This window comes from Biostraticola tofi, assembly GCF_004343195.1.
Taxonomy (GTDB): domain Bacteria; phylum Pseudomonadota; class Gammaproteobacteria; order Enterobacterales; family Enterobacteriaceae; genus Biostraticola; species Biostraticola tofi.
Genome location: NZ_SMCR01000002.1, coordinates 201,973 through 224,963 on the forward strand (window position 1 = coordinate 201,973; position 22,991 = coordinate 224,963).

The following is a 22,991-nucleotide window of genomic DNA, read 5'->3' on the forward strand; positions in this document are numbered from 1 at the left end:
AAGATATACAAATAATGTCGTTTTCTTCCTGGGTATAGTCGATATGCTCCCAGTCGGAGGAAACAAAATGAACAGTACCATTACCTATATTATCTGGCGAATTTTCCAGGTTGTGCCCACGCTGGTTATTATAATTTTGCTGGCATTCGGGCTGATGAAACTTGCCCCGGGAGACATGGCCGATGTCATCGCTTCACAGTCCGGCGGCGCCTCACCAGAATACATGGATGAAATGCGTCACTTATATGGCCTTGATGTTTCCCTATGGCGACAGTTCGGCAACTATCTCCATTCGCTTGTCACCATGAATATGGGGTATTCATTCCTATACAATGCCCAGGTGTCAGAGCTGATTTTCAGCCGATTGCCGGCCACCTTGTTGCTGGCCCTAACGGCCATCCTGTTTGCGCTGATCGTGGGCGTCTTGCTGGGAATTATTGCGGCGCGCTATCGCGGATCATTTCTGGATGGATTCATTTCTGTGTTCTCCACCATCGGCTTTGCAACACCGCTGTTCTGGATTGGGCTGCTGTTTATTGTGGTATTTTCCCTCTGGTTACGCTGGCTACCGGTCGGCGGTTTTTCCACAGTGGGAGCCGAGCACAGTAACGGCCTGAGCTACTTTCTTGACATACTTAAGCATCTGGTACTGCCGGCGTTTTCGCTTAGCCTGTTCTTTTTATCGGTCTATGTGCGCTTAACCCGATCGGCCATGTTGGATGTCTACCATCAGGATTACGTCCGCACGGCCCGGGCTAAAGGTCTGACAGAATGGCGGGTTATCTTTCGTCATATGCTGCGCAACGCCGCCCTGCCGATTGTTACCCTGACCGGATTGGAAATCGGCGGGTTGCTGAGTGGCTCGGTAGTCATTGAAACGGTGTTTGGCTGGCCCGGCATCGGCCGCCTGGCGTATGACGCGGTGCTGCAGCGAGACATCAATCTGTTACTGGGTATTTTTCTGCTCAGCTCTCTGCTGGTGGTAGCGATGAATCTGCTGATCGACCTGCTGTATGTCGCCCTTGATCCACGTATCGGGAGACGCCGCTCATGACGATAACCACTGTCAGTCCTGTCCACCCCAGGTCTAGAATCCTCCAACTGCCAGGCCGTTCACCGTCGTTGGTCATTGGCCTACTGCTGCTAATAGCCATCATTGCCTGCGCAGTGCTGGCGCCCTGGCTTTTCCCCGGCGATCCCCGTGAAATGGTGTCGGCGCCGAATCAGTGGCCGGGCAGCGCGCCGGGCTTCCCTTTAGGCACCGATATGATGGGCCGCGATGTGATGGCGCAGCTGTTTTACGGCGCCAGGGCTTCGCTCGCCATCGGTTTGATCGCTACCGCACTGTCACTGGTGGCAGGGGTCATTATCGGCGTCATTGCCGGCTATTTCGCCTCAACCTGGCTTGATGATGTGCTGATGCGCTTCACTGAGGTTTTCCTGACCATGCCGCGATTGCTGTTCGCCATCGCCATCATTCTGGTGCTCGGGCCATCGCTTATCAGCCTGTCGCTGGCGCTGGGCGCGACCTCATGGCCGCAGATTGCTCGGCTGGTGCGCGCTGAAGCGATGAAAATCCGCGAGCAGGATTTTATTCGCGCAGCCTCGACTATCGGCCTGGGCGATTTCCGCATTATCTTCCGCCATATTTTGCCCAACAGTATTACGCCGGTGATGGTCGCCGCCTCGGTACTGATTGCGCAGATCATTTTGTCTGAAGCCTCGCTTTCATTTCTCGGCCTGGGCGATCCCAGCCTGGTCTCGTGGGGAGGCATGGTGGGCAGCGGCCGAGAAGTATTGCGTACTGCCTGGTATATGGCGGCGCTTCCTGGCTTGGCCATTTTTGTTACCGTGATGAGCTTTATGCTGATCGGCAACGGCCTGAACGATATTTTCAACCCACGTTTATCAAGGAATTAACCCCCATGGCAGAAGCTGACATTTCATTACTGAACCCACTGGCAATCAGGGAAGCGTTACAGGACTCAGAGGAAATAGCGCTGATCGATATCCGTGAAGCCGGCGAATACGGTAACGGTCATGCGCTGCTGGCCCTGAATCTGCCCTGGAGCGAACTGGAAGTGAAAGCCCTGCGGCTCATTCCCCGCCGCACTGCGCGCGTGGTGGTACAAGATGCTGACGGCGGCGAGCGGGCACGACAGGCGGCCCTGCGCTTACGCCAGCTGGGTTATGACAATGTCCACCTGGCGCAAGGCGGCCTGAGCGCCTGGCGGCAGGCGGGCTATCTGCTTTTCCAGGGCGTCAACGTCCCCAGCAAGGCATTTTCAGAGTGGTTGGAACTGGAAGCGCATACTCCCTCGGTTTCAGCCGAGCGAGTGTATCAATGGCAACAGGCCGGAAAACCGCTGCTATTACTGGATGGACGCACGCCGGCGGAGTTTGCCCAGCACCATATCCCCGGCGCGATAAATTGCCCGAATGCGGAACTGGCAGGATGGCTTACGGGTCAGGATTTCCCGGCCAGCCTGCCGGTGGTGGTCACCTGTGCCGGCCGCACTCGCGGCATTATCGGTGCCCAAACGTTGATCGATGCGGGGGTGGCTCAACCGGTTTATGCATTGGCCGGCGGCACCCAGGCCTGGCGGATAGCCGGGTTGCCAATGGAGCAAAACGGGCCTGAAGCGCTGCCATTGACCTCACCGGATACCCAGCCGCTCCCCAAGGTGTTCTCTAGGCTTGAGACGCAGTCCATACCGGTTATCGATAATATCCAGCTCGACCAGTGGCAAGCAGACCCGCACCGCACGACCTACCTGTTTGATGTGCGCAGCCGCGAGGAATACCTGTCCGGTTCACTGCCGGGCGCCATCTGGGTGCCGGGAGGCCAACTGATTCAGATGATCGATGAATACGCCGGCACGCGCGCGGCAAGGGTAGTGCTGTTTGATCCCCTCGGCACGCGAGCGCAGTTTGCGGCCTGGTGGCTATACCAGCTTGGCTGGTCAGTCAGTCGTTACCAGGGACATCGGCGGCTGGACATTCCCCGGTCGGTGGCCGGCAATCTGTCGGCTATTTTTGCCGATATCGCTACACTGGACGCTGACGAGGCTCGATCACTTTATACCCCCCAGGTGCAACTGCTCAGCGCCGATCGCAGTAAAAACTATCTGCAACAGCATGTGCAGGGCGCGCGCTGGGTCAATCGGGCCCAGCTCTGGCAAGCGGTCGATGGCTTATCCGCGGATAAGCCGGTATGGATATTTGCGGCCCAAACGGAACTGGCCTGGGCGGTAGCCTGGGATTTAGCTACCCGGTTCGGCATCAAGGCAACCGTGGTGGCGGGAGAGCCGAGTGCCTGGCAACATGCCGGTTGGCCGCTCAGCGACAGGTCATCGTTAAGCGACGACCAGCGCATTGATTTCCTGTTCTGGCTGCATGATAGGCACAGTGGGAATCTGCAGGCGTCCCGCGATTACCTGGCCTGGGAAGCCAGCCTGCCTGAATGGGCAGTGCATGATGGACTGCATGGTTTCCGCCGTTTGACAATTAACCAGGCTGCCGCGCAGCCGGGTGTCGGCGTATGACGGCGGGCTCTATTTCCCCTTGGCGGCAAAAAGAGGGGGTGATACGCCAGGTCGAACTCTGGCCGTTGCGCATTCCGTTGAAAAACACCCTGCAGATTGCCATAGGCGAAGAGCGGCAAACTATTGATGTGGTTATCGTGCGGTTGCTTACCGAAGAGGGCGTGGTCGGGCTGGGCGAAACCCAGGCCTGGCGGCGGCAGGGCAGCAGTGAAACCCTGGCAGGACTGGTGGATGCCATGCGCAGCCTGCTGGTTCCGCTGATGACCGGCCAGTCGATATTTGATCTGGCGAAGATAGCCAGTCAGTTCGATGCAGTACTGTATGGGCGGCTGGCGGCCAAAGCGGCGCTGCTGGATGCGCTTTATGATGCTCAGGGCCAGTTGCTCAGGGTGCCGGTCTGGCAACTGCTGGGGGGCCGCGCCCGAGCAACCATTGAAGCCGGCGCCCTGCTGACCCTGCGACCGCGGATTGAGCAAACGCTTGATGAAGCGCAGATATTCTACCAGCAGGGCTATCGTCATTTCAGCGTCAAGGTGGGCAAAGACGTCAAGCGCGATATCCAGACCATTGCGGCGCTGCGCGCACTGCTGGGCGATCAGGTCCGCCTGCTGGTTGATGCCAATGCGGCAATGGAATTTGATGATGCGCTACGGCTGATCAAAGGCATAGCCCCGTTTGATATCGATGCTGTGGAACAACCCCTTGCCAGCCATGATTGGCAGGGACTGGCCGAGCTGGCCTCACGAAGTGCGATCCCGTTCATACTGGACGAGAGCGTCACCACCCAGGCAGATTTGCTGCAGCTTATTCCGCAACGTGTCGCCCATGGCCTGCACACCAAAACGGCAAAGAATGGCGGCCTGTGGCATATCAGACCTTTGTGGCAGCTTGCCGATGCTGCCGGCTGGCGTATCCGAGCAGGGAATCATCCGGCGACATCGCTGGCTACACTGTCGGCAGCCCACCTGGCAACGGCCTGGCCCCATACGCTTATCCCTTCGCCGTTCACCCAGAGCGTAACGCATGACCTGGTCGGCGATGTGGTCACTGAACCCGTCTGCGTGAACCAGGGCCAACTGAAGGTTGGCGATTTACCCGGCTTCGGCGCAGAACTGGATATGACGCAAATCGCGCGCTGGCAACTGAGCTGAAAAATCCTCAGGAGAATGATTATGAGCTTGTTGGAAGTAAAAGATTTACGCATCGGTTTTGCCGGTAAATCGCTGGTTCACGGTGTTTCATTCCAGGTCAATGCCGGAGAAAGGGTGGCGCTGGTAGGAGAGTCAGGTTCAGGTAAAAGCATTACTGCGATGAGTCTGCTGCATCTGCTGCCCGGCGCCCAAGTGTCCGGGGAGGCTCGCTATGCTGGAAATAACCTGTTAACCCTTAACCAGGCAGAGATTCGCGGCATCAGCGGACGTGATATCGCCATGATTTTTCAGGAACCGATGACGGCGCTCAATCCGTTAAAGACTGCCGGTGAGCAGATAGCCGAAATCTACCGTCTGCATCGTGATATCAGCGGTCGGAATGCCTGGAGCATGGCGATCGAGCGATTGAAAGACACCGGGATCCCCGAGCCTGAACGGCGGGCCCATGCTTATCCGCACCAGCTTTCAGGAGGACAGCGGCAGCGGGTGATGATTGCGATGGCGCTGGCGGGAGAACCGAAACTGCTGCTGGCCGATGAACCGACCACCGCACTGGATGTTACGCTGCGTGTGCAGATGCTCGATCTTATCAGTGAACTGCAGCAGCGTAATGGCATGGCGGTTTTATTGATTACTCATGATCTGCATCTGGTCAGGCGCTTTGCCGATCGGGTGCTAGTGATGGAAAAAGGCATCCTGGTTGAGGATGCGCCGACCGAGCGGCTGTTTAACTCACCAAAGCATCCTTACACCTGTAAGCTGCTTTCCAGCCGGCCAGATCGTCGGGTAGCGCCGGTTGATGCCGGCGGCAGCGACATTCTCCGTTTGCGGGCGAAAGATGTGCAGGTCCGTTATCCCCGCATCAGCCGTGGGCTGCGGCAGTGGTTTCGCCCCGGTTGGCACCAGGCCGTCAATCACGCCAGCCTTGAGCTAAGAAAGGGCCAGACGGTAGGCATTATCGGTGAATCGGGGTCGGGAAAAACCTCTCTGGCCAACGCCGTGCTGGGGCTGATAACGCATCAGGGGCTGCTGGAAGTTGACGGGGTATCATGGCAGCAGGCGCGCAGGACCAGCCGGGCGGCTTACAAGGATCAGCGCCGCAAGATACAGGCTGTTTTCCAGGATCCCTACTCCTCATTATCGCCGCGCCTTACCATAGAGCAGATCATCGGGGAAGGGCTGCAGTTTCACGCTCCTCATCTCTCGTTCGCCCAGCGGCGTCAGCGCATTATCGCTTTGCTGGCAGAGGTCGGACTGCACCAACAGCAGTTTCCCGATTTGTTGAAGCGCCATCCCCACGCGTTTTCCGGCGGCCAGCGCCAGCGGATCGCCATTGCACGAGCCCTGATCGTTGAGCCGGATGTCGTGGTGCTGGATGAGCCGACCAGCGCCCTGGATGTGACGGTACAAAAGCAGGTAGTAGAATTGCTGCAGGACATTCAGCGCGACCGCGGCTTGAGTTATCTGGTCATCACCCATGATGTGACGGTAGTGGCCGCCATGGCGCACCAGGTGCTGGTGATGAAAGAGGGGCAGGTGGTGGAAGCCGGCGAAACGATCCGTCTCTTGTCCGCGCCCGTCCATCCGTATACCCGGGCGCTTATCGACGCCGCGCAGGCAATGCCGCTGCAGGCTTTACCCGCCGCCTGAAAGCGGCGGGCAGGACCTGTCAGAGTATCGCTTTCTGCGCGCCATCCACGGTCAGGATTGCGCCGGCAATATAGCTGGCGCGCCGACTGGCAAGGAACAGCACGGCATCGGCAATCTCCTCCGGCTCACCGAAGCGCCCTAGCGGCAGTTCGGCTTCCATTTTGGCCAGCGCCTCTTCGGCGGTGAGCTGTAAACGTTTGGCTTCATGTTCTACTGAACGGTTAATGCGCTCAGTGTTGGTGAAGCCGGGATTGATGGCATTAAGCCGTATGCCATCCCGGGCATAATGCGTCGCCAGCGCCAGCGTTGAGAGCAGCAGCGCCGCATTGGCCGCACCGCCCGCGGCGTGCGACGGATTAGGCACCCGTCCACCGGTGCCGACGATATTAACAATAGCGCCGCGCTGCCCAGCTGCATCCGGTTGTTTGTTCCGCCAGCGGGCCAATACCGCATCCTGTGCATGAATATAGGTGAAATACTTGGCATCCATCGCTGCATGCCAAGCTTCGCTGTCGAGCTGTTCCGCCGGTCGACGCTGAGCATTACCGGCGCTGTTGACCAGAATGTCGATTTCACCCAACCGCTCAGCCACCCGATCGATAGCCTCCCGCGCCTGTTGCGCATCCCGCAGGTCAGCGGCATGGGTCACTAGTCGGTGCTCACTTTGCTGCAGGCTGTCACGCGCGGCGCGCAGATTTTCCTCGCTGCGCGATATAATGGCGACCCGCGCGCCCTCTTGCAGAAATTGACGGACCACTGCCAGTCCGATCCCTTTACTGCCGCCGGTGACAATGACGACTTTGTTTTCCAACTCAAGATCCATGATCGGTTGCCTCAGATTTTAGTATTGATAGGCGGAAGGGTGCCGTTAAGATAATAATCGCCCACCGCGCGGGCTTTGTAAGAGACCGGATCGTGGGTGGTATGCGTCCGGGCGTTGCGCCAGTGACGGTCAAGGTTCATCGCCTGGGTGGTCGCCGATGCGCCGCCCAGGCGAAAGAGGCTTTCACTGACCCGCAAAGACGCTTCGGTGGTGGCATATTTGGCTTCGGCAATGGCGACGGACGCCTCGGCCAGCAGGCGATCGGCACTGCTGGCGTTTCGATAGCTGGCTTCCAGCGCTTTATCCAGTAAACGCGCCCCACGTTCGAGCAGTGCATCGGCCCCATGAGTCTGGATGGCCATTTCGCCCACGGTGTGCAGCACGTAGGGATCTTCGGTTGCCGTCTCCACGCCGCTGTCGCGCAACACCCGCGCATGCTCACGGCCATACGCACAGGCATCTTCCAGCGCCGCTCTGGCGATACCGGCATCGATAGCGCTGTGAATCAACTGGGCGAACGACCCTTCATGGGTGCGGCGCTGGCCGAATGCCGGCGCCGGCAATATTTCATCTTCTTCGATGATGACATGGTGATATTCAGTGGTGCCGCTTGAGGTGGTGCGTTGGCCCATGCCATCCCAGTCATCATGCACCTTGACCCCCGGTCGGTCGACGGGAACAAAAACGGCGGCGCGGCCACCGTCAGGATGCAGCGCAGTGACCAGAATGAGCGTCGAGAACAGGCTGCCGGTGCTGTAGGCTTTGCGCCCATCCAGCCGCCAGCGTGAATCGAGGCGTTGCAATGCAGTACTGACGTCCCCAATGAAGTTTCCGCCTTTTTCTGCCGCCGCATTGCTCATCAGTCCACCAGCCAGCGCGTGGGAAAAATAGCGTTTTTTCTGGCTGTCGTTGCCGTATAAGCGAAGCTTTTCCAGATTGGTGAATTGCGGCGCCACCGCCTGGGCGATGTTGGGATCGCCCGCCGCCAGCGTACTCAATACGCGACTGAAAGTCAGCATATCAATCTCGGCGCCGCCAAACTGACGCGGTACCCGCAAAGCCAGCAAGCCGCTCTGCTTGAGCTGTTCGATTTCCCGGTAAGGAAGCTGACGGCTACGATCGCGTCGGCTGCTGCCGGCGGCAAACTGCTCTCGAAAGGCGTCGGCCGCTGCTATTGCCTGCTCGGGGCTCAGCACAGGAATGGTATTCTTCACCTTCAGTATTTCCTCATTTGTTGGCGACCGCGTAGCGGCTGGCGGGACGGGAGAAACCCATGCGTTCACGCAGCGTGCTACCGTGATAGGCGGTACGAAACAGGCCACGTCGCTGCAGCTCCGGTACAACCTGATCCACAAAGTCAATCAGGCCGCCCGGCAGCCATCCCGGCATGATATTAAAGCCGTCTGCGGCGCCTTCCTGGAACCAAGTCGCCATGAAGTCGGCGATATCCGCCGGCGTGCCGACCAGCAACGGATGACCTCGGGCAACACCCACCTGTTGGTACAGTTGCCTGATGGTCAGGCGGTCGCGCCGGGCAAGGCTTACCAGCAGTTCGGCCCGGCTGGTATATTCCCGTCCCGGTGGCAAGTCAGGCAGCGGGCCGTCAAGGTCACATCCTGACAGACTCACCCCGCCCAAGTGATGCTCAAGCTGGGCCAGTCCGACCTCGGGGTGAAGCAGTGACTGCAACTGCTCGAATTTTTCTGCAGCTTCGCTGCGGCTTGGCGCAACCACTGGAAACAGGCCGGGCAGAATGCGGATATCGTCACGCTGCCGACCGGCCTGTTCAGCCAGTGATTTTATCTGATGGTAGAACTGCTGGGCATCGGCCAACTGGGTCTGGGCGGTATAGATCACTTCGCCGTATTTTGCCCCCAATTGGATGCCCTGGGCCGATGATCCGGCCTGTACCAATAAAGGGTACCCCTGGGGGGAGCGCGATACGGTGAGCGGACCGCGGATTGAAAAAAATTCACCCTGGTGATCAAGGGCATGCAGGCGATGGGGCGGAAAATAAAGTCCCTGTTGCTGGTCAGCGACCAGCGCATCATCATCCCAACTGTCCCACAGTCCACGTACCACCTCGACGAACTCCTCCGCCCGGCGATAGCGGGTCTCGGGGGCAGGAATTTCCGCCAGGGAAAAGTTTTCCGCCTCAGCCTGGCTGGATGAGGTCACAATATTCCAGCCGGCACGGCCATCGCTCAGATGGTCCAACGAGGCAAATTTTCGTGCCAGATGCCAGGGTTCATTAAACGTGGTGGAGGCGGTGGCAATCAGTCCGATATTTTGCGTCAGCGGGGCCAGGGCGGCGAGTAATGTCAGGGGTTCCAGATGGGCTTTCGGCGTTCGCCCCAAACGTTCTGCCGCACGGTCTCTTACCGCCAGCCCATCGGCCAGAAAGAACAGATCAAACAGCCCGCGCTCGGCGATTTCAACTAACTGGCGATAATGCTGAAAACGCATCGGCGCCTGGGGATCAACGTCAGGATGACGCCAGCCCGCAAGGTGTCTGCCGGTGGTTTCCACGAAAACGCCTAAATGCAGGGTTCGGGACATTCAGATAGCCTCACTTTTAGCATAGCGACTGACTGGCTGCTGCAGTCCAAGATGACTGCGTAAGGTATCGCCTGAATAGTCGGTTCTGAATAATCCCCTTTTTTGCAGCACCGGCACCACCTGCTCAATAAATTCATCCAGGCCGCCCGGTAGCCAGGGCGCCATGATATTAAATCCATCGGCGGCGCCCTGTTTGAACCAGCTTTCAAGCACATCGGCAATCTCAACGGCGGTGCCAAATACCGACCAATGACCACGGGTGCCGGTCACGTGCCAGTACAGTTGCCGGATAGTGAGATTTTCCCGCCGGGCAAACGCCAGCAATAACGCCTGCCGACTTTGATTTCCCTGGGTAGGGGGAAGGTCGGGAACCGGATCGTCCGGGGGGTAACCGGATAAATCAACGCCGCCCAGATGGCGAGCCAGTACCGCCCAGCCGATCTCGGGATTGACCAGCTCCTGTAATTGCTCGAATTTTTCACGCGCATGTTCGGCGCTGTCGCCGACCACCGGGAAAATACCGGGCATGATTTTCAAGCTGTCCGGCGCGCGACCCAGGCTGGTCAATTGGGCCTTTACCTCGCGGTAAAATTTCTGCGCTTCGCCAAGATCGCGCTGGGCGGTAAAGATAACCTCGGCATGACGCGCCGCCAGCGTCTGCCCATCCGCGGACGATCCGGCCTGTACGATCACCGGATGGCCCTGGGGCGAGCGGGAGATGGTCAAGGGGCCACGCACCTGAAAAAATTCTCCCTGATGGTTGAGCACGTGCAGCCGTTCCGGATCGAAAAAGCGGCCCTGCTGACGATCATCAAGCAAGGCATCGCTGTCCCAGCTGTCCCATAGACCTTTGACGACGTCCACAAATTCCTGAGCGCGGCGATAGCGAAAACCGTGTTCCATGACCTCCTGACGGTTGAAATTGCGCGCCTCACCTCCGGTCCAACTGGTGACGACGTTCCAGCCAGCGCGACCCTTGCTGATATGGTCCAGTGAAGCGTATTTGCGCGCAATGTTAAAAGGTTCGTTGTAGCTGGTAGACGCGGTAGCGATTAAGCCGATACGGCGGGTTGAAACCGCCAGCGCCGAAAGCAGTGTTAACGGTTCGAAGTTCACCGTGCGGGAAGTACGGCCGAGATATTCGTCTTCCTCGTACTGAAAGGTCATCTGGTCGCCGAGGAAAATCATATCGAATTTTGCGGCTTCAGCGCGTTTGGCTAGATAGTGAAAATGATCATAATTCATGCCCGCGCCTACCGGTGCATCCGGATGTCGCCAGGCGGCAATATGATGGCCGGCATCCTGTATAAAGGCCCCGAGATGCATCTGAGGCGGTTGCTTGCTGCTCATGGTTATCCCTATTAATCGTACATAGTGATGGGCGGCGGCGTTTGGTCGAGGTAAAAACGGCCGACGACGCGATAGCGATGATTCACCGGATCATGCGTGGTATGAGTCCGCGCATTGCGCCAGTGGCGATCAAAATTGTTTACGCTCAGGGTCGCGGACGATCCGCCGACATCGTAAATCAACTCGGCAGCACGTAGCGCCGCACTGTTGCAGACTATTTTTGCCTCGGCGGTGGCGATGGACGCGGCAATCAAACGCGCTTCAAGCTCCTGTTCCTCAACACCGCTGTACCAGCTCGATACAGCGACATCAACCTGGCCGGCTGCGCGTAGCAGCGTCGCTTCGGCAGCATGGGCATGGGCGGCGATATTGCCGATAATATGCTGCACGTACCAGTCATCGACCGAGCGCTCAACTCCTGAATCCTGACGGGGACGCGCACCGCGGTTCGCCCAGCGAACCGCATCATCAAGCACCGCCAGCGCAATGCCGACTTCGATGGTTGAATGCAGCATCTGTGTGGCAGCCGGTTGATAGTTTCGACGTTTATTCAGCTCATTGCTGTAGAACATCACTTCTTCAGGCAACACCAGAACATCGTTGAACTCGGTACTGCCGCTGGCGGTAAGGCGTTGTCCCATACCATCCCAGTCGTCATGCTGCACCACCCCTTCCCGCTGCCGCGGGATAAGGACTGAGAGCGTATCGCCGTCTTGGTTTTTAGCCGTGACTCTTAACCGGTCGGCAAACAAGCCGCCGGTGCTGTAAAATTTCTTGCCTCTTAGGCGCAGCCCCTGCGGCGTAGTGACCAGTTGCGTCACCATATCCGTGACAAACTTCCCGCCCAGCTCACCGGTCGCACCGCTGATGATATCGCCGTGGCGCAGACCGGCATAATACCTGGCATGCTGCTGCGGGTTGCCATTCAGTCGCAGCCGTTCGACTGAGGTGAAATGAGGGATAAGTACCTGCGCCACATTGGGGTCTCCCTTGGCGAGCGCAATCATGATTTGAGCCAAGTCCTGATAGGCGAGTTCGGGACCATCCCATTCAGCCGGCACACGGGCCGCGGTAATGCCCGCTTCACGTACCCATTCCAGGGCCTGATGCGGCAGGATACGCTGTTGATCGCGCAACGACGCTTCAGCCGCCAATGCCGCCGTCAAGCCCTGGGCGGCACTGACAAGCGACTTCGCATTGCTTTGGGCGCTGACGACCGGATAGTCGAAATGTCCAACCGGCTTGTCCGGTTCGACGGGGTGAATATCTAAAGCCATGCTGATCTCCTGCTGGTGCCTTGTTAATCGCTATAAGTCACGCCATCCCGGTCGAGCAGGCGTTTAAGCGCATTGAAATGCAGTTGGTGTCCCGGCAGATAGTCGCTGCTCCGGCCATCATGCAGCGGTGTGCGAGTAATCTGATGGCGGACTTTTTCGCGCAAGGCCGGCGTTAATTCGCGCAAAGGCTGGCCGGTCCAGCGGGCGTAAAGCTGGACCTGGCAGGCATATTCCAGCGAGTACAGGCGATCCCAGGCTTCAGCAGCCGAAGCACCGGTCACCACCACCCCATGATTGGCCATAAAAAGAATTGATTTGTACTGCAGCAGACTGACCAGTCGTTCGCCTTCAGCCGGATCGCGGGCCAGCGCCTGATAGTCATTGTCATATGCGATATCATCGCTCAGCAACGCTTCGGCCTGGCCGGTTATCAGCAGGCGTTGATCCTCAAGCCGGGCAATGGCGCTGGCATAAGGCATATGGGTGTGAAAAACCGCCGCATGCTGCTGGGTAAAAGCATGAAGCGGGGCATGGATGCAGTAGGCCGAACGCTGTATCTGGCCTTTGCCTGCCAGCAGTCGGCCGTCGTAGCCCACCTTAAGGAACAGGCTGGCTGTCGCCTCCGACCAGTGCAGGCCGAATGGGAGTAACAAGAACGCCTGTTCATCCGGCACGGCGAGCGTCAGGTGGTTATAGATCCCCTGACTGAAACCGTTGTTCACCGAGAAATGGTGGGCGGCGGCCAGATCAATGCGCGCCTGCCATTCGGCAGCGCTAACGTCTCGGCGTGATACCGGCTCAAGGACCAACTCAGACATAGCTGCCTCCAGTTATTGGCGTATTAGGTATAGGGATCAAGGGACTAACCATGCATTACGAAAACCGTTGTGTGCACCCGCAGGGGAAAGGTCTACCCCCTGTAATTTCCGGTTCCAGGCGGTGAAGAAAGGCGCCTGCATAATGGGTATCAGCGGCAGATCGGTCATCGCCAGACGTTGAAAGTCATGGAACTCGGCTACTCGCTGCTGGGGGTCAACTTCACGCTGATAACGGTTGATGATAGCGTCCATGGCCGGATTGCTGTATGCAAAGGCATTGGCATAAGGCACTCCTGGCGTCTGAGCTTTTGAATCATAGACCCGGGTCAACCCCATCTGGGGATCCAGCATGATGCCCCAGCCCTGAAACACCACATCGAAGTCATAGTCGGTATAGATGCGGCGGGTAAAAGTCGCATTATCCAGCGGGGTATATTTGAGCGTGACGCCGACTTTGCTCAGCGCCTGGCGCAGAAACTCGCCGATAAGTAATGCCTGGCTGGATGCAGGATCGGTATAAAGCCGCAGCGTAAAGCGCTGACCATCCGCCTTGCGTTTAAAGCCGGCTTCATCGAGCAACTGATTAGCCTTATCGATGTTGAGTTCGTAATGCGGAATATCGTCGGTAAAATAGCGGGTCAGTGAAGAAGGAATGACGCTGTATTCAGGCTTGCTTTGACCGTACCAGACGGTATCAATCAGCCGCTGCCTGTCGATGACATGGGCAAAAGCCTGGCGGACTTTTTGCTGGGCCAGATAATTATTACGCAGATTGAACGCCAGAAAGTAAGTCTGAGCGGCATAAGAGTATCCGCGAGAGTCAAAGGCCAAATCAGGATTCTGTTTCAAACGGTTAATATCGGCAAATGGCACGCCAGCAAAAGGAATATAAGACACTTCTCCCGATTCCAGTGCCGCACTTCTTGCCGAGGCATCCGGAATAAAGCGGTAAATAATCCGGTCCAGATAGGGTTTGCCTTTATCCCAGTAGTCAGGGTTTTTCTCGAGTTCTACGTATTGCCCCCGTTCCCATTTTTTGAATTTGAACGGGCCCGTGCCAATCGGTTGGGCACCGGCGGGATTGGTTCGGATATCTTTGCCGGCAAAAATATGCGCCGGAAGCACCTGCGATTCCGCGCCGTCGAACGCATTAAGAATTACCTGGGAAGGGGCACTCAAACGGAAAACCGCCGTCCAGGCATCGGGCGTTTCGACGTCAGTAAGGGTGGCGAACGTCGAACGACCGCGCGAGTGTACCTTTTTCCATACTTCCAGCGCCGAATAGCGAACATCGGCGGAGGTAAACGGCTGTCCATCATGCCACTTTACGTCGTGACGCAGTTTAAAAGTGATGCTTTTGCCGTCCGGCGACGCTTCCCAGGATTCCGCCAGATTGGGTCGAGGCTGATATTTGTCATCATAGGTCAGCAGGCCATCAAAGATGTTGGCGGAGATAGTTCGATTGGAATATTGATTATTAAAAGTAGAAGTCAGCGAACTGGGTTCTGGGTCTATGGCAACAATCAGCGTGCCGCCATGAACCGGCTGGGACGGTATTTCCTGGGCAGCAGCCAGGAAGGCGATAGGTCCCAGTGAAAATACGATTGAAAAAAAATATAATAATACCCGTAACATAACTGATTCTCTCCTGGCGCAGGACGGCAATGAATAATAAGAAAATAGGTTCAGCATTAGCTTTTTTGTCGGGAGATATTATATGCAGAGGTTGTTATTATTAAATAACATGTTCGGGTTTGTTTATCTGGTTTCGTCTTTTTGAATCGGCTAAGCGTGAATTTGGTTTGGAGATATGCGAAATAAGCATATGCGGTAAAGTTGTTTGCGATGTTGAAATATTAATACGCTTACACGGCCTGGTGCTGTGCAGTCGGAATAGTAAAATGGATCCGAAAATGTCTGTTGCTACTCATTTTCACCCAGGGAGATTATTTTAATCGATCAGCTGATTGGCGCTGGGAATGTACAAAAGCTTGCGGCCCGACAACCCCCGGTTGCCGCCCGCGAAAGCCGATGTTACTATCCAACGATAAAGACATATAGATGGTTATACGGCTAAACATTGCGTAGACGGTTATATCGCTACACCTGACGTTGCTACGCTGTACCTGGGGGAACCACCATGCCAATAGAACAACAACCGCCATTAGATGCCTTGGTTGCCGCTTGCCACTGGATAGGCACCAAAGGTTGGTGTCCGGCTACCGGCGGTAATATGTCGGTGCGTCTGTCCGGGCAGCATTGCCTGATTACAGAGTCCGGTCATGATAAAGGCAGCATCAGTGCCGAACATTTTCTGACAGTGAATCTGCAAAGCGGTGAAGTGGATGGGGGACGGATCCCGTCAGCTGAAACCGGACTGCATACGCTGGTCTACAGCCTGTTCCCGACGGTTGGCGCTATCCTGCATACCCATTCGGTCAACGCCACCGTGCTGTCTCGGGTCGAGAAAAGCAATGCGGTGATCCTTGAGGGGTATGAAATGCAGAAATCCCTTGGCGGTCAGCGCAGCCATCTGGACAGGGTCATTATTCCCATCTTTGATAACAGCCAGGATATTCCTGCACTGGCATCCCGGGTGGCCGATAGCCACGCCACGGTCCCGCTGCAATACGGTTTTCTGGTGCGCGGCCACGGCCTCTACTGCTGGGGGCGCGACGTCAAGGAAGCGCGGCGCCATCTGGAGGGGCTGGAATTCCTGTTCCAGTGCGAACTGCAACTGCGTTTACTGGAGGCGAAATGATCCGGGCCATCGTTACCGACATTGAAGGCACCACCAGCGATATCCGTTTTGTTCATCAGGTGCTGTTCCCCTATGCGCGCGAGCGGTTGTCGGACTGGATCAGGGCCCATCATGCCGCACCTGAAGTATCGGCGGCGTTGACCGCATTGCGTCATGAACTGGGCGAGCCCGCTGCCGATATCGATCGTTTAACCGCAGCCCTCTATCAATTCATGGATGAGGATCGCAAGTCTACCGCGTTGAAATCCCTGCAAGGCATGATTTGGCGCAGCGGATACCGCAACGGCGATTTCCTCGGTCATCTTTATCCGGACGTCGCCAACTCGCTGACTCAATGGCATCAGCAGGGCATTAAACTGTATGTTTACTCATCGGGCTCGGAAGAGGCCCAGCGCTTGCTGTTTGGCAACAGTAACGCCGGCGATTTGACCCGCCTGTTCAGTGGCTATTTCGATACCCGGATCGGGGCCAAGCGCGACGTTTCAGCCTACCGCACCATCGGTGAAAGGCTGGCGCTCGCGCCGGACGAGATCCTGTTCCTGTCCGATATCCGACAGGAGCTGGATGCAGCCAGACAAGCCGGCTGGCGTACCTGCCAACTGGTTCGCGACCAAGCCGATCCGCAGCGGCAACATCCGCAGGTTAACCGTTTTGACCAGATCAATATTCAGGAGTTTACCGAATGAGTGCACTGACGATTTTCAGCGACAAAGACCCCTCGGCCCCCCTGTGGCAAAGTCGGGATGCCGCCGCCATCGGTGAGCAGCTTACCGCTATTGGCGTACGTTTCGAACGCTGGGAAGCTGACAGGGATTTGGGCGTTAATCCTGCGCCAGAAGTGGTGATTGCTGCCTACCAGCATGCTATTGATAAGCTGGTGGCGGAAAAGGGCTATCAGAGCTGGGATGTGATCAGCATGCGTGCGGATCATCCTGACCGTGAAACGCTGAGGACCAAGTTCCTGTCAGAGCATACCCATGGGGAAGATGAAGTCCGTTTCTTTGTCGAGGGCGCCGGGCTATTCTGCCTTCATCTTGCGGGCAAAATCTACCAGATACTGTGCGAGAAGAACGATCTGATTTCGGTGCCGGCGACCACGCCTCATTGGTTTGATATGGGCGCCGCGCCGCACTTTACCGCCATTCGGGTATTTGATAATCCTGAAGGCTGGATCGCCCAGTTTACCGGCGACAAAATCGCCGACAGCTATCCGCGTCTGGAACGTTAGGCATATCGACAGGTCGGCGGCAGGCCGCGCCGCCGGCCAGGTAGTGCTAGCTATTGGGATAGGCTGTGCAGCACTCATCGGTCTGGCCAGCGCAGGCCGCGCCGCCAGCACGGGTCTGCCTGGCCAGCACCGGTCAGCGCAATCCGCTCAGAGGCCGGCGCAGTATGCCCGCAGCGACTTGCGCCTGGCTTACCACCCCGGTATCAAACACCCAGCCGGTCACCAGCGCCGCCGGTGTCACGTCGAAAGCTGGATTGTAGACTTTCGCACCGGGCGGTGCCCAGCGACAAGAGCCAAAGCTGCCGGCTACGCCGGTGACTTCGCTGCCTGCCCGCTGTTCGATAGGAATTGAGGCGCCGTCAGGGCAGTCGGCATCATGGGTGGTGTGCGGTGCTGCCACATAGAAAGGTAGCTGATGGTAGTGAGCCAGCACCGCCAGGCTATAGGTGCCTATCTTGTTAGCGACATCGCCATTGGCGGCAATACGATCCGCTCCCACCCAGACGGCATCGACTTCGCCCGCCGCCATCAAGCTGGCGGCCATCGAGTCGGTTACCAGCCGGTAAGGGATACCCAGCTCGCCCATCTCCCATGCCGTCAGGCGGCCACCCTGCAGCAGCGGCCGGGTTTCACCCACCCAGACCTGGCGGACATTACCCTGCTGATGAGCCACGCGGATAACGCCGATAGCGGTGCCGACGCCGGCGGTAGCCAGGCCGCCGGTATTACAATGGGTCAGCAGGCGGCTGCCCGGTTTGACCAGCCGGGCGCCGTGCCCGGCGATGGCATCGCACAGTCGGCGATCTTCGTCCACCAGGCGCAAAGCCTCGATCCGCAGCGCATGCACGTAGTCATCCCTGTCCAGGGCGTGGCGCATCCGGCCAAGGTTATTCATCAGATTGACGGCAGTCGGGCGCGCCTGGCGCAGCAATTGCCAGGCGGCTTCCAACTGCTGTTTCTCCTGGCCCTGTTCGGCCAGCAGCGCCAGCAGCAGGCTGGCGGAAAGGCCGATCAATGGCGCGCCGCGCACCCGCAGCGTATGGATATGGTCGATAAGTTCGTCGACGGTATGTGCCGGATGCCAGATTTTTTGCTGCGGCAGCGCCTGCTGATCGAGGATCCACAGCTGATTATCGCGAACCTGCAGACTGGTAGTGGTCAGTGTCTCCATCAGGGCCTGTATCCTTTTCAGTTATTGCATCTATTTTGCTATTCTGCCAACATGCCAAGGAGATGTATAGACGTCTATATGCTTTTACACCTGTACGGCTTTTAATGACAAACCCCCATGAGGTACAGCCATGCCCGCTTATCGCACTCTCGCCGCTAATGATGCCGTGGAATACGCCCGTCGCCACGCCGGCCTGGAAAACCCCGCAACGCTGGTCAGTGCTGAGGAAGTGGGTGACGGCAACCTGAATCTGGTATTTAAGATTCTGGATGCGGCGGGCATAAGCCGCATTATCGTCAAACAGGCGTTGCCCTATGTTCGCTGCGTCGGTGAATCATGGCCGCTGACCCTCGATCGGGCGAGGATAGAAGCGGAGACCTTGCTGGAACACAGCCGCTTTTGTCCCCAGCACACGGTCAAGATCGTTCATCACGATGCCGCGATGGCGGTGATGATACAGGAGGATCTGTCGGATCATCATATCTGGCGGCGCGAACTGATCAAGGGTGTGCATTATCCCCAGGCCTCTCGCCAATTGGGTGAATATCTGGCCCAGACACTGTTCCATACCTCCGATTTTTTCCAGCATCCCCATGAGAAAAAATCAGCGGTGGTACGTTTTACCAATCCTGAAATGTGCCAGATTACCGAAGATCTGTTCTTCAGCGATCCTTACCGGATCCATGAGCGCAACGCTTACGATGCGGCCCTTGAAACGGACGCCGCTTCACTGCGCCTTGATAGTGAGCTCAAGCGCAAAGTCGCTGCGTTAAAGCATCGTTTCTTGACTAAGGCGGAGGCATTACTGCACGGTGATATCCATAGCGGATCGGTGTTTGTGGCCGAAGGGCGGCTGAAGGCTATTGATGCCGAGTTCGGCTATTATGGCCCTATCGGTTTTGATATCGGTACTGCTATCGGCAACCTGCTGCTTAACTATTGCGGTTTGCCAGGGCTGACCGGTCTGCGGGCTGCCGCAGCGGCGCGCGAACAGCGGCTGACCGATATCCGAGAGCTTTGGCAGGCATTCTGCGAGGGGTTCCTTGCCCTGGCAGCCCAAAAGACCCGCGATGAATCGCTGGCTGAGCCTGGCTACGCAAGCAGCTTCCTCAGGGAGGTCTGGCAGGACGCCGTAGGCTATTGCGGTACAGAGCTGATTCGTCGAGTCGTGGGCTTGGCCCACGTGGCCGACCTGGACAGCATCAGCAATGCGGCGATGCGGCTGCAGTGCCAGCGCAGTGCTATCGAGCTTGGCAGAATGCTGATCCTGGCTGCCGGGCGCATCGATGATATCGGCGCCTTGACCGCCCGTATTCGCCAGTACAGTTAATCAATTTTATGCTGCAGATTTCTGCCATTTTCATTTTCTCTTCTATACTGAAAATAACGATATCATCAGATTATCGTCTAACATGATGACAACTCAGAAAAAAAGGAACAGGGAATGAAAATATTTTTGTGGATTATTGCGATTATCTTTATCGTTGGTCTTCTCACGCTGACCGGTGTATTCAAACTGATTTTCTGATTGCCTGCTGTGCAGGATCAAGGGGGAGGCGACGCCTCCCCCTGTCGATCTTATCGCGCTACATCGTTATCCAGCCCGCGCGCTTTTCCAGTATTCAGCCCGCGCGCTTTTCCAGTATATGGAAAGTCACGTCCATCACGTCGTCACGAATATGAGAGCGATGAGCATCCATATGGGCGGTTTGCTGATGCTGTTCCAGATGACGAATGCTTTTCCATTGCTCAAGCATGAAAATGGAGTCTGGTGAGGTCTTGCGCCACGGTACTTGCGCTTTATAGTCAGTGAGCAGGGTATATTCACCACAGCCGTCTTCTGCCAAAACTTGGGGCCTGAGCGCGGTGATAGCGGCCAGTACTGCTTCTCTTCTCCCCGGTTTGACTTTAATCTCTGCGATTACCGTGATCATTGCATCCCCTGTATTACCGATATCTTTGTGTATGGTGGTACATAGTTAACCAAAGACCCGGCCGAGATGCTCGCGAAATTTTTTTGTAACCGGCGTGATAGCGATGGCTTGATGCCTCCCTTGACGATCACCATTGGCGGCAAAGGCATGCCAGTAGATTGATATTCCTTGTAAAAAATAATTACTGCCATTGCTGTTCACCCATAGAAAATGTGTTCCGATAAACGGAATGCGTACCGCAGCGCATAGCGGGTCAGTCATGCCGTATAAGCGTTCTCATCGCGTGGCAAAGCCGGCGGAGATAACCGCTGTGACAGCCATGGGGCGGATAAGGTAATATCAACTGAAAATAACACCATGCCGCTGCCGACGAATGAGGGTGTTCAACGGATTAAGTACTGCGGTCAGAGGAATAACAATCAATGAGCGACTTGTCTCATGACGGCGCGGAACGTCTTGCGCTGCATAAATTTACTGAAAATGCGTACCTGAACTATTCCATGTACGTCATCATGGACCGGGCGCTGCCCTTTATCGGCGATGGCCTAAAGCCGGTTCAGCGGCGCATCGTCTACGCCATGTCCGAGCTGGGGCTGAGCGCCAGCGCCAAATACAAGAAATCCGCCCGTACCGTCGGCGACGTGCTGGGGAAATATCATCCTCATGGCGATAGCGCCTGCTACGAAGCCATGGTCCTGATGGCGCAGCCGTTCTCATACCGCTATCCGCTGGTTGATGGTCAGGGTAACTGGGGCGCGCCTGACGACCCCAAATCCTTTGCCGCCATGAGATATACCGAATCCCGTCTGTCCAGATACGCCGAAGTGTTGCTGGGCGAACTGGGGCAGGGCACGGTGGACTATGTGGCCAATTTCGACGGCACCCTGGAAGAGCCGTCCCGTCTGCCGGCCCGGTTGCCGAACATTCTGCTTAACGGCACTACCGGCATTGCGGTCGGCATGGCGACCGATATCCCGCCGCACAATGTGTCAGAAGTGACCAGCGCAGCGATTACGCTGCTGCAGAATCCAAAGACCACGCTTGAAGAATTGCTCGAGCATGTAAAAGGTCCTGACTTTCCCACCGAGGCGGAAATCATTACTCCGGCTGCGGACCTGCGTAAAATATACCAGTCCGGCCGGGGTTCGGTCAGGATGCGCGCAGTCTGGAAAATTGAAGATGGCGAGGCGGTTATCAGCGCGCTGCCGCACCAGGTTTCCGGCGCCAAAGTGCTGGAGCAGATCGCCAATCAGATGCGCGCCAAAAAACTGCCCATGGTCGAAGATCTGCGCGACGAATCAGATCATGAGAATCCGACGCGTCTGGTGGTGGTGCCCCGCTCAAACCGGGTGGATTTGGAGCAGGTGATGAATCACCTGTTTGCCTCCACCGATCTGGAGCGCAGCTATCGTATCAACATGAACATGATTGGTCTGGATGGCCGTCCAGCGGTCAAGAACCTGCTGGAAATCCTGACCGAATGGCTGGAATACCGCCGTGACACGGTACGTCGCCGACTGAATTTCCGCCTGGATAAAGTGCTGCGCCGTCTGCATATTCTTGATGGACTGTTGATTGCCTATCTGAATATCGATGAAGTTATCCATATCATCCGTACCGAGGATGAGCCGAAACAGCAACTGATGCAGCGCTTTGCGCTGAGTGAAACCCAGGCAGACGCTATTCTCGAACTGCGGCTGCGCCACCTTGCCAAGCTTGAAGAGATGAAACTGCGGGGCGAGCAGGCGGAGCTGGAGAAGGAACGCGACCGGCTCCAGGGTATCCTGGCGTCTGAACGTAAACTCAGCAATCTCATCAAGAAAGAAATTGAAGCCGATGCGGCGGCCTTTGGCGACCCGCGTCGATCGCCGCTTATTGAACGTGGCGAAGCCCGGGCGCTAAGCGAACATGAGCTGACCCCTTCAGAACCGGTGACCGTCGTACTGTCGACCATGGGCTGGGTGCGCAGCGCCAAGGGCCATGACATCGACCCGCGTTCGCTAAATTACCGTTCCGGCGACAACTATCTTGCTGCGGTACAGGGCAAGAGCAATCAGCCGGTGGTATTCCTTGACTCAACCGGACGCAGCTACGCACTGGATCCTTCCACACTGCCGTCCGCCAGGGGACAGGGAGAACCGCTGACCGGCAAATTAACCCTGCCGCCCGGTGCCTCGGTTGATCACATGCTGACCGGCGAAGACCCGCAAAAGCTGTTGCTGGCCTCAGATGCCGGCTACGGTTTTGTCTGCACTTATGCCGATATGGTGACCCGTAATCGTGCCGGCAAGACCCTGCTGACGCTGCCGGAGAACGCACGGGCGATGACGCCGTTATGGCTGGAAGACTATGTCGACCGGCTGATGGCAATCACTGAAGCCGGCCGCTTACTGATTTTCCCAGTAGCGGATTTACCGCAGCTGTCTAAAGGCAAAGGGAATAAAGTTATCTCGATAACTGCCGCAGATGCCGCCGCCGGCAAAGACCGCCTGGCATGGTTGCTGCTGCTGTCGTCGAAAGCGTCGGTGACGTTCTTCGTCGGCAAACGCAAGGTTACCCTGCGTCCGGAAGATCTGCAGAAATACACCGCCGAGCGCGGCCGTAAGGGGACGCTGCTGCCCAGAGGCCTGCAGCGTGTAGACCGGATCGAGGTGGATGACCCGCAGGCGCCTCGCGGGATTTCCTGATATTCAAGCATCCACAGGCTGACTCATGAGTACACAT

The 22,991-nt window shown here is 57.0% G+C and carries 21 protein-coding genes; 11 read left to right on the plus strand and 10 right to left on the minus strand.

All coding sequences use genetic code 11. The features are described 5' to 3' along the window. The first annotated feature begins 67 nt into the window (after positions 1 to 67). The 5 genes from EDC52_RS05085 to EDC52_RS05105 are packed head-to-tail and all read left to right on the plus strand — an operon-like array spanning position 68 to position 6,346. Positions 68 to 1,054: an ABC transporter permease gene (locus EDC52_RS05085; protein ID WP_131864262.1), complete on the plus strand. Its 987-nt coding sequence runs from the start codon at positions 68 to 70 to the stop codon at positions 1,052 to 1,054. Further along, positions 1,051 to 1,920, plus strand: coding sequence for an ABC transporter permease (locus EDC52_RS05090; protein ID WP_131864263.1), 870 nt, complete (start codon positions 1,051 to 1,053; stop codon positions 1,918 to 1,920). The genes EDC52_RS05085 and EDC52_RS05090 overlap by 4 nt, the downstream gene beginning before the upstream one ends. A gap of 5 nt (positions 1,921 to 1,925) precedes the next feature. After that, positions 1,926 to 3,545, plus strand: a complete 1,620-nt coding sequence (locus EDC52_RS05095) for a rhodanese-like domain-containing protein (RefSeq protein ID WP_131864264.1) — start codon at positions 1,926 to 1,928, stop codon at positions 3,543 to 3,545. Further along, positions 3,542 to 4,696, plus strand: a complete 1,155-nt coding sequence (locus EDC52_RS05100; protein ID WP_131864265.1) for a mandelate racemase/muconate lactonizing enzyme family protein — start codon at positions 3,542 to 3,544, stop codon at positions 4,694 to 4,696. The genes EDC52_RS05095 and EDC52_RS05100 overlap by 4 nt, the downstream gene beginning before the upstream one ends. A gap of 21 nt (positions 4,697 to 4,717) precedes the next feature. Continuing rightward, positions 4,718 to 6,346, plus strand: a complete 1,629-nt coding sequence (locus EDC52_RS05105) for an ABC transporter ATP-binding protein (RefSeq protein ID WP_230467960.1) — start codon at positions 4,718 to 4,720, stop codon at positions 6,344 to 6,346. A gap of 19 nt (positions 6,347 to 6,365) precedes the next feature. Here the strand turns inward: EDC52_RS05105 and EDC52_RS05110 are convergent, their stop codons facing one another. The 7 genes from EDC52_RS05110 to EDC52_RS05140 are packed head-to-tail and all read right to left on the minus strand — an operon-like array spanning position 6,366 to position 14,808. Further along, positions 6,366 to 7,169, minus strand: a complete 804-nt coding sequence (locus EDC52_RS05110) for an SDR family oxidoreductase (RefSeq protein ID WP_131864267.1) — start codon at positions 7,167 to 7,169, stop codon at positions 6,366 to 6,368. An 11-nt stretch (positions 7,170 to 7,180) separates the two neighbouring features. Next, positions 7,181 to 8,383, minus strand: a complete 1,203-nt coding sequence (locus tag EDC52_RS05115; protein ID WP_165911661.1) for an SfnB family sulfur acquisition oxidoreductase — start codon at positions 8,381 to 8,383, stop codon at positions 7,181 to 7,183. Between the two features lie 13 nt (positions 8,384 to 8,396). After that, positions 8,397 to 9,728: an LLM class flavin-dependent oxidoreductase gene (locus tag EDC52_RS05120; protein WP_131864269.1), complete on the minus strand. Its 1,332-nt coding sequence runs from the start codon at positions 9,726 to 9,728 to the stop codon at positions 8,397 to 8,399. After that, positions 9,729 to 11,078, minus strand: coding sequence for an LLM class flavin-dependent oxidoreductase (locus tag EDC52_RS05125; protein WP_131864270.1), 1,350 nt, complete (start codon positions 11,076 to 11,078; stop codon positions 9,729 to 9,731). It lies immediately after the preceding gene. 11 nt (positions 11,079 to 11,089) lie between these two features. Further along, positions 11,090 to 12,355 (minus strand): acyl-CoA dehydrogenase family protein, encoded by a 1,266-nt coding sequence (locus tag EDC52_RS05130; RefSeq protein ID WP_131864271.1) that lies wholly within the window; start codon positions 12,353 to 12,355, stop codon positions 11,090 to 11,092. Positions 12,356 to 12,378: 23 nt separating this feature from the next. Further along, positions 12,379 to 13,173: a class II aldolase/adducin family protein gene (locus EDC52_RS05135; RefSeq protein WP_131864272.1), complete on the minus strand. Its 795-nt coding sequence runs from the start codon at positions 13,171 to 13,173 to the stop codon at positions 12,379 to 12,381. A 36-nt stretch (positions 13,174 to 13,209) separates the two neighbouring features. Then, positions 13,210 to 14,808 (minus strand): ABC transporter substrate-binding protein, encoded by a 1,599-nt coding sequence (locus EDC52_RS05140; RefSeq protein ID WP_165911662.1) that lies wholly within the window; start codon positions 14,806 to 14,808, stop codon positions 13,210 to 13,212. A 511-nt stretch (positions 14,809 to 15,319) separates the two neighbouring features. On the opposite strand from EDC52_RS05140, the gene EDC52_RS05145 reads away from it, so the two are divergent. The 3 genes from EDC52_RS05145 to EDC52_RS05155 are packed head-to-tail and all read left to right on the plus strand — an operon-like array spanning position 15,320 to position 17,162. Next, the gene (locus EDC52_RS05145; RefSeq protein WP_407924200.1) at positions 15,320 to 15,934 is read left to right on the plus strand and encodes a methylthioribulose 1-phosphate dehydratase; all 615 of its coding nucleotides are present in this window, start codon (positions 15,320 to 15,322) and stop codon (positions 15,932 to 15,934) included. Further along, entirely contained in the window at positions 15,931 to 16,620 is a 690-nt protein-coding gene (gene mtnC, locus EDC52_RS05150; RefSeq protein ID WP_131864275.1) for an acireductone synthase, read from the plus strand. The genes EDC52_RS05145 and mtnC overlap by 4 nt, the downstream gene beginning before the upstream one ends. Continuing rightward, on the plus strand, positions 16,617 to 17,162 hold the full coding sequence (locus EDC52_RS05155; protein WP_131864276.1) for a 1,2-dihydroxy-3-keto-5-methylthiopentene dioxygenase: 546 nt from the start codon (positions 16,617 to 16,619) through the stop codon (positions 17,160 to 17,162). The genes mtnC and EDC52_RS05155 overlap by 4 nt, the downstream gene beginning before the upstream one ends. 133 nt (positions 17,163 to 17,295) lie before the next feature. Here the strand turns inward: EDC52_RS05155 and mtnA are convergent, their stop codons facing one another. Beyond that, complete coding sequence (gene mtnA / locus EDC52_RS05160; protein ID WP_131864277.1) at positions 17,296 to 18,333, minus strand: S-methyl-5-thioribose-1-phosphate isomerase; 1,038 nt, start codon at positions 18,331 to 18,333, stop codon at positions 17,296 to 17,298. A 130-nt stretch (positions 18,334 to 18,463) separates the two neighbouring features. On the opposite strand from mtnA, the gene mtnK reads away from it, so the two are divergent. Together mtnK and EDC52_RS20515 are read left to right on the plus strand one after the other, a co-directional pair. Further along, on the plus strand, positions 18,464 to 19,663 hold the full coding sequence (gene mtnK / locus EDC52_RS05165) for an S-methyl-5-thioribose kinase (RefSeq protein ID WP_131864278.1): 1,200 nt from the start codon (positions 18,464 to 18,466) through the stop codon (positions 19,661 to 19,663). 114 nt (positions 19,664 to 19,777) lie between these two features. Next, positions 19,778 to 19,861: a small membrane protein YohP gene (locus EDC52_RS20515; protein ID WP_442976089.1), complete on the plus strand. Its 84-nt coding sequence runs from the start codon at positions 19,778 to 19,780 to the stop codon at positions 19,859 to 19,861. Positions 19,862 to 19,955: 94 nt separating this feature from the next. Here the strand turns inward: EDC52_RS20515 and EDC52_RS05170 are convergent, their stop codons facing one another. Continuing rightward, positions 19,956 to 20,267: a putative quinol monooxygenase gene (locus EDC52_RS05170; protein WP_131864279.1), complete on the minus strand. Its 312-nt coding sequence runs from the start codon at positions 20,265 to 20,267 to the stop codon at positions 19,956 to 19,958. A gap of 45 nt (positions 20,268 to 20,312) precedes the next feature. Beyond that, a complete protein-coding gene (locus tag EDC52_RS05175) occupies positions 20,313 to 20,528 on the minus strand; it encodes a hypothetical protein (RefSeq protein WP_131864280.1) in 216 nt (71 codons plus the stop codon). A 161-nt stretch (positions 20,529 to 20,689) separates the two neighbouring features. Between EDC52_RS05175 and parC the strand changes: the two genes are divergently transcribed. Further along, on the plus strand, positions 20,690 to 22,954 hold the full coding sequence (parC, locus tag EDC52_RS05180) for a DNA topoisomerase IV subunit A (protein ID WP_131864281.1): 2,265 nt from the start codon (positions 20,690 to 20,692) through the stop codon (positions 22,952 to 22,954). Positions 22,955 to 22,991 lie beyond the last annotated feature (37 nt).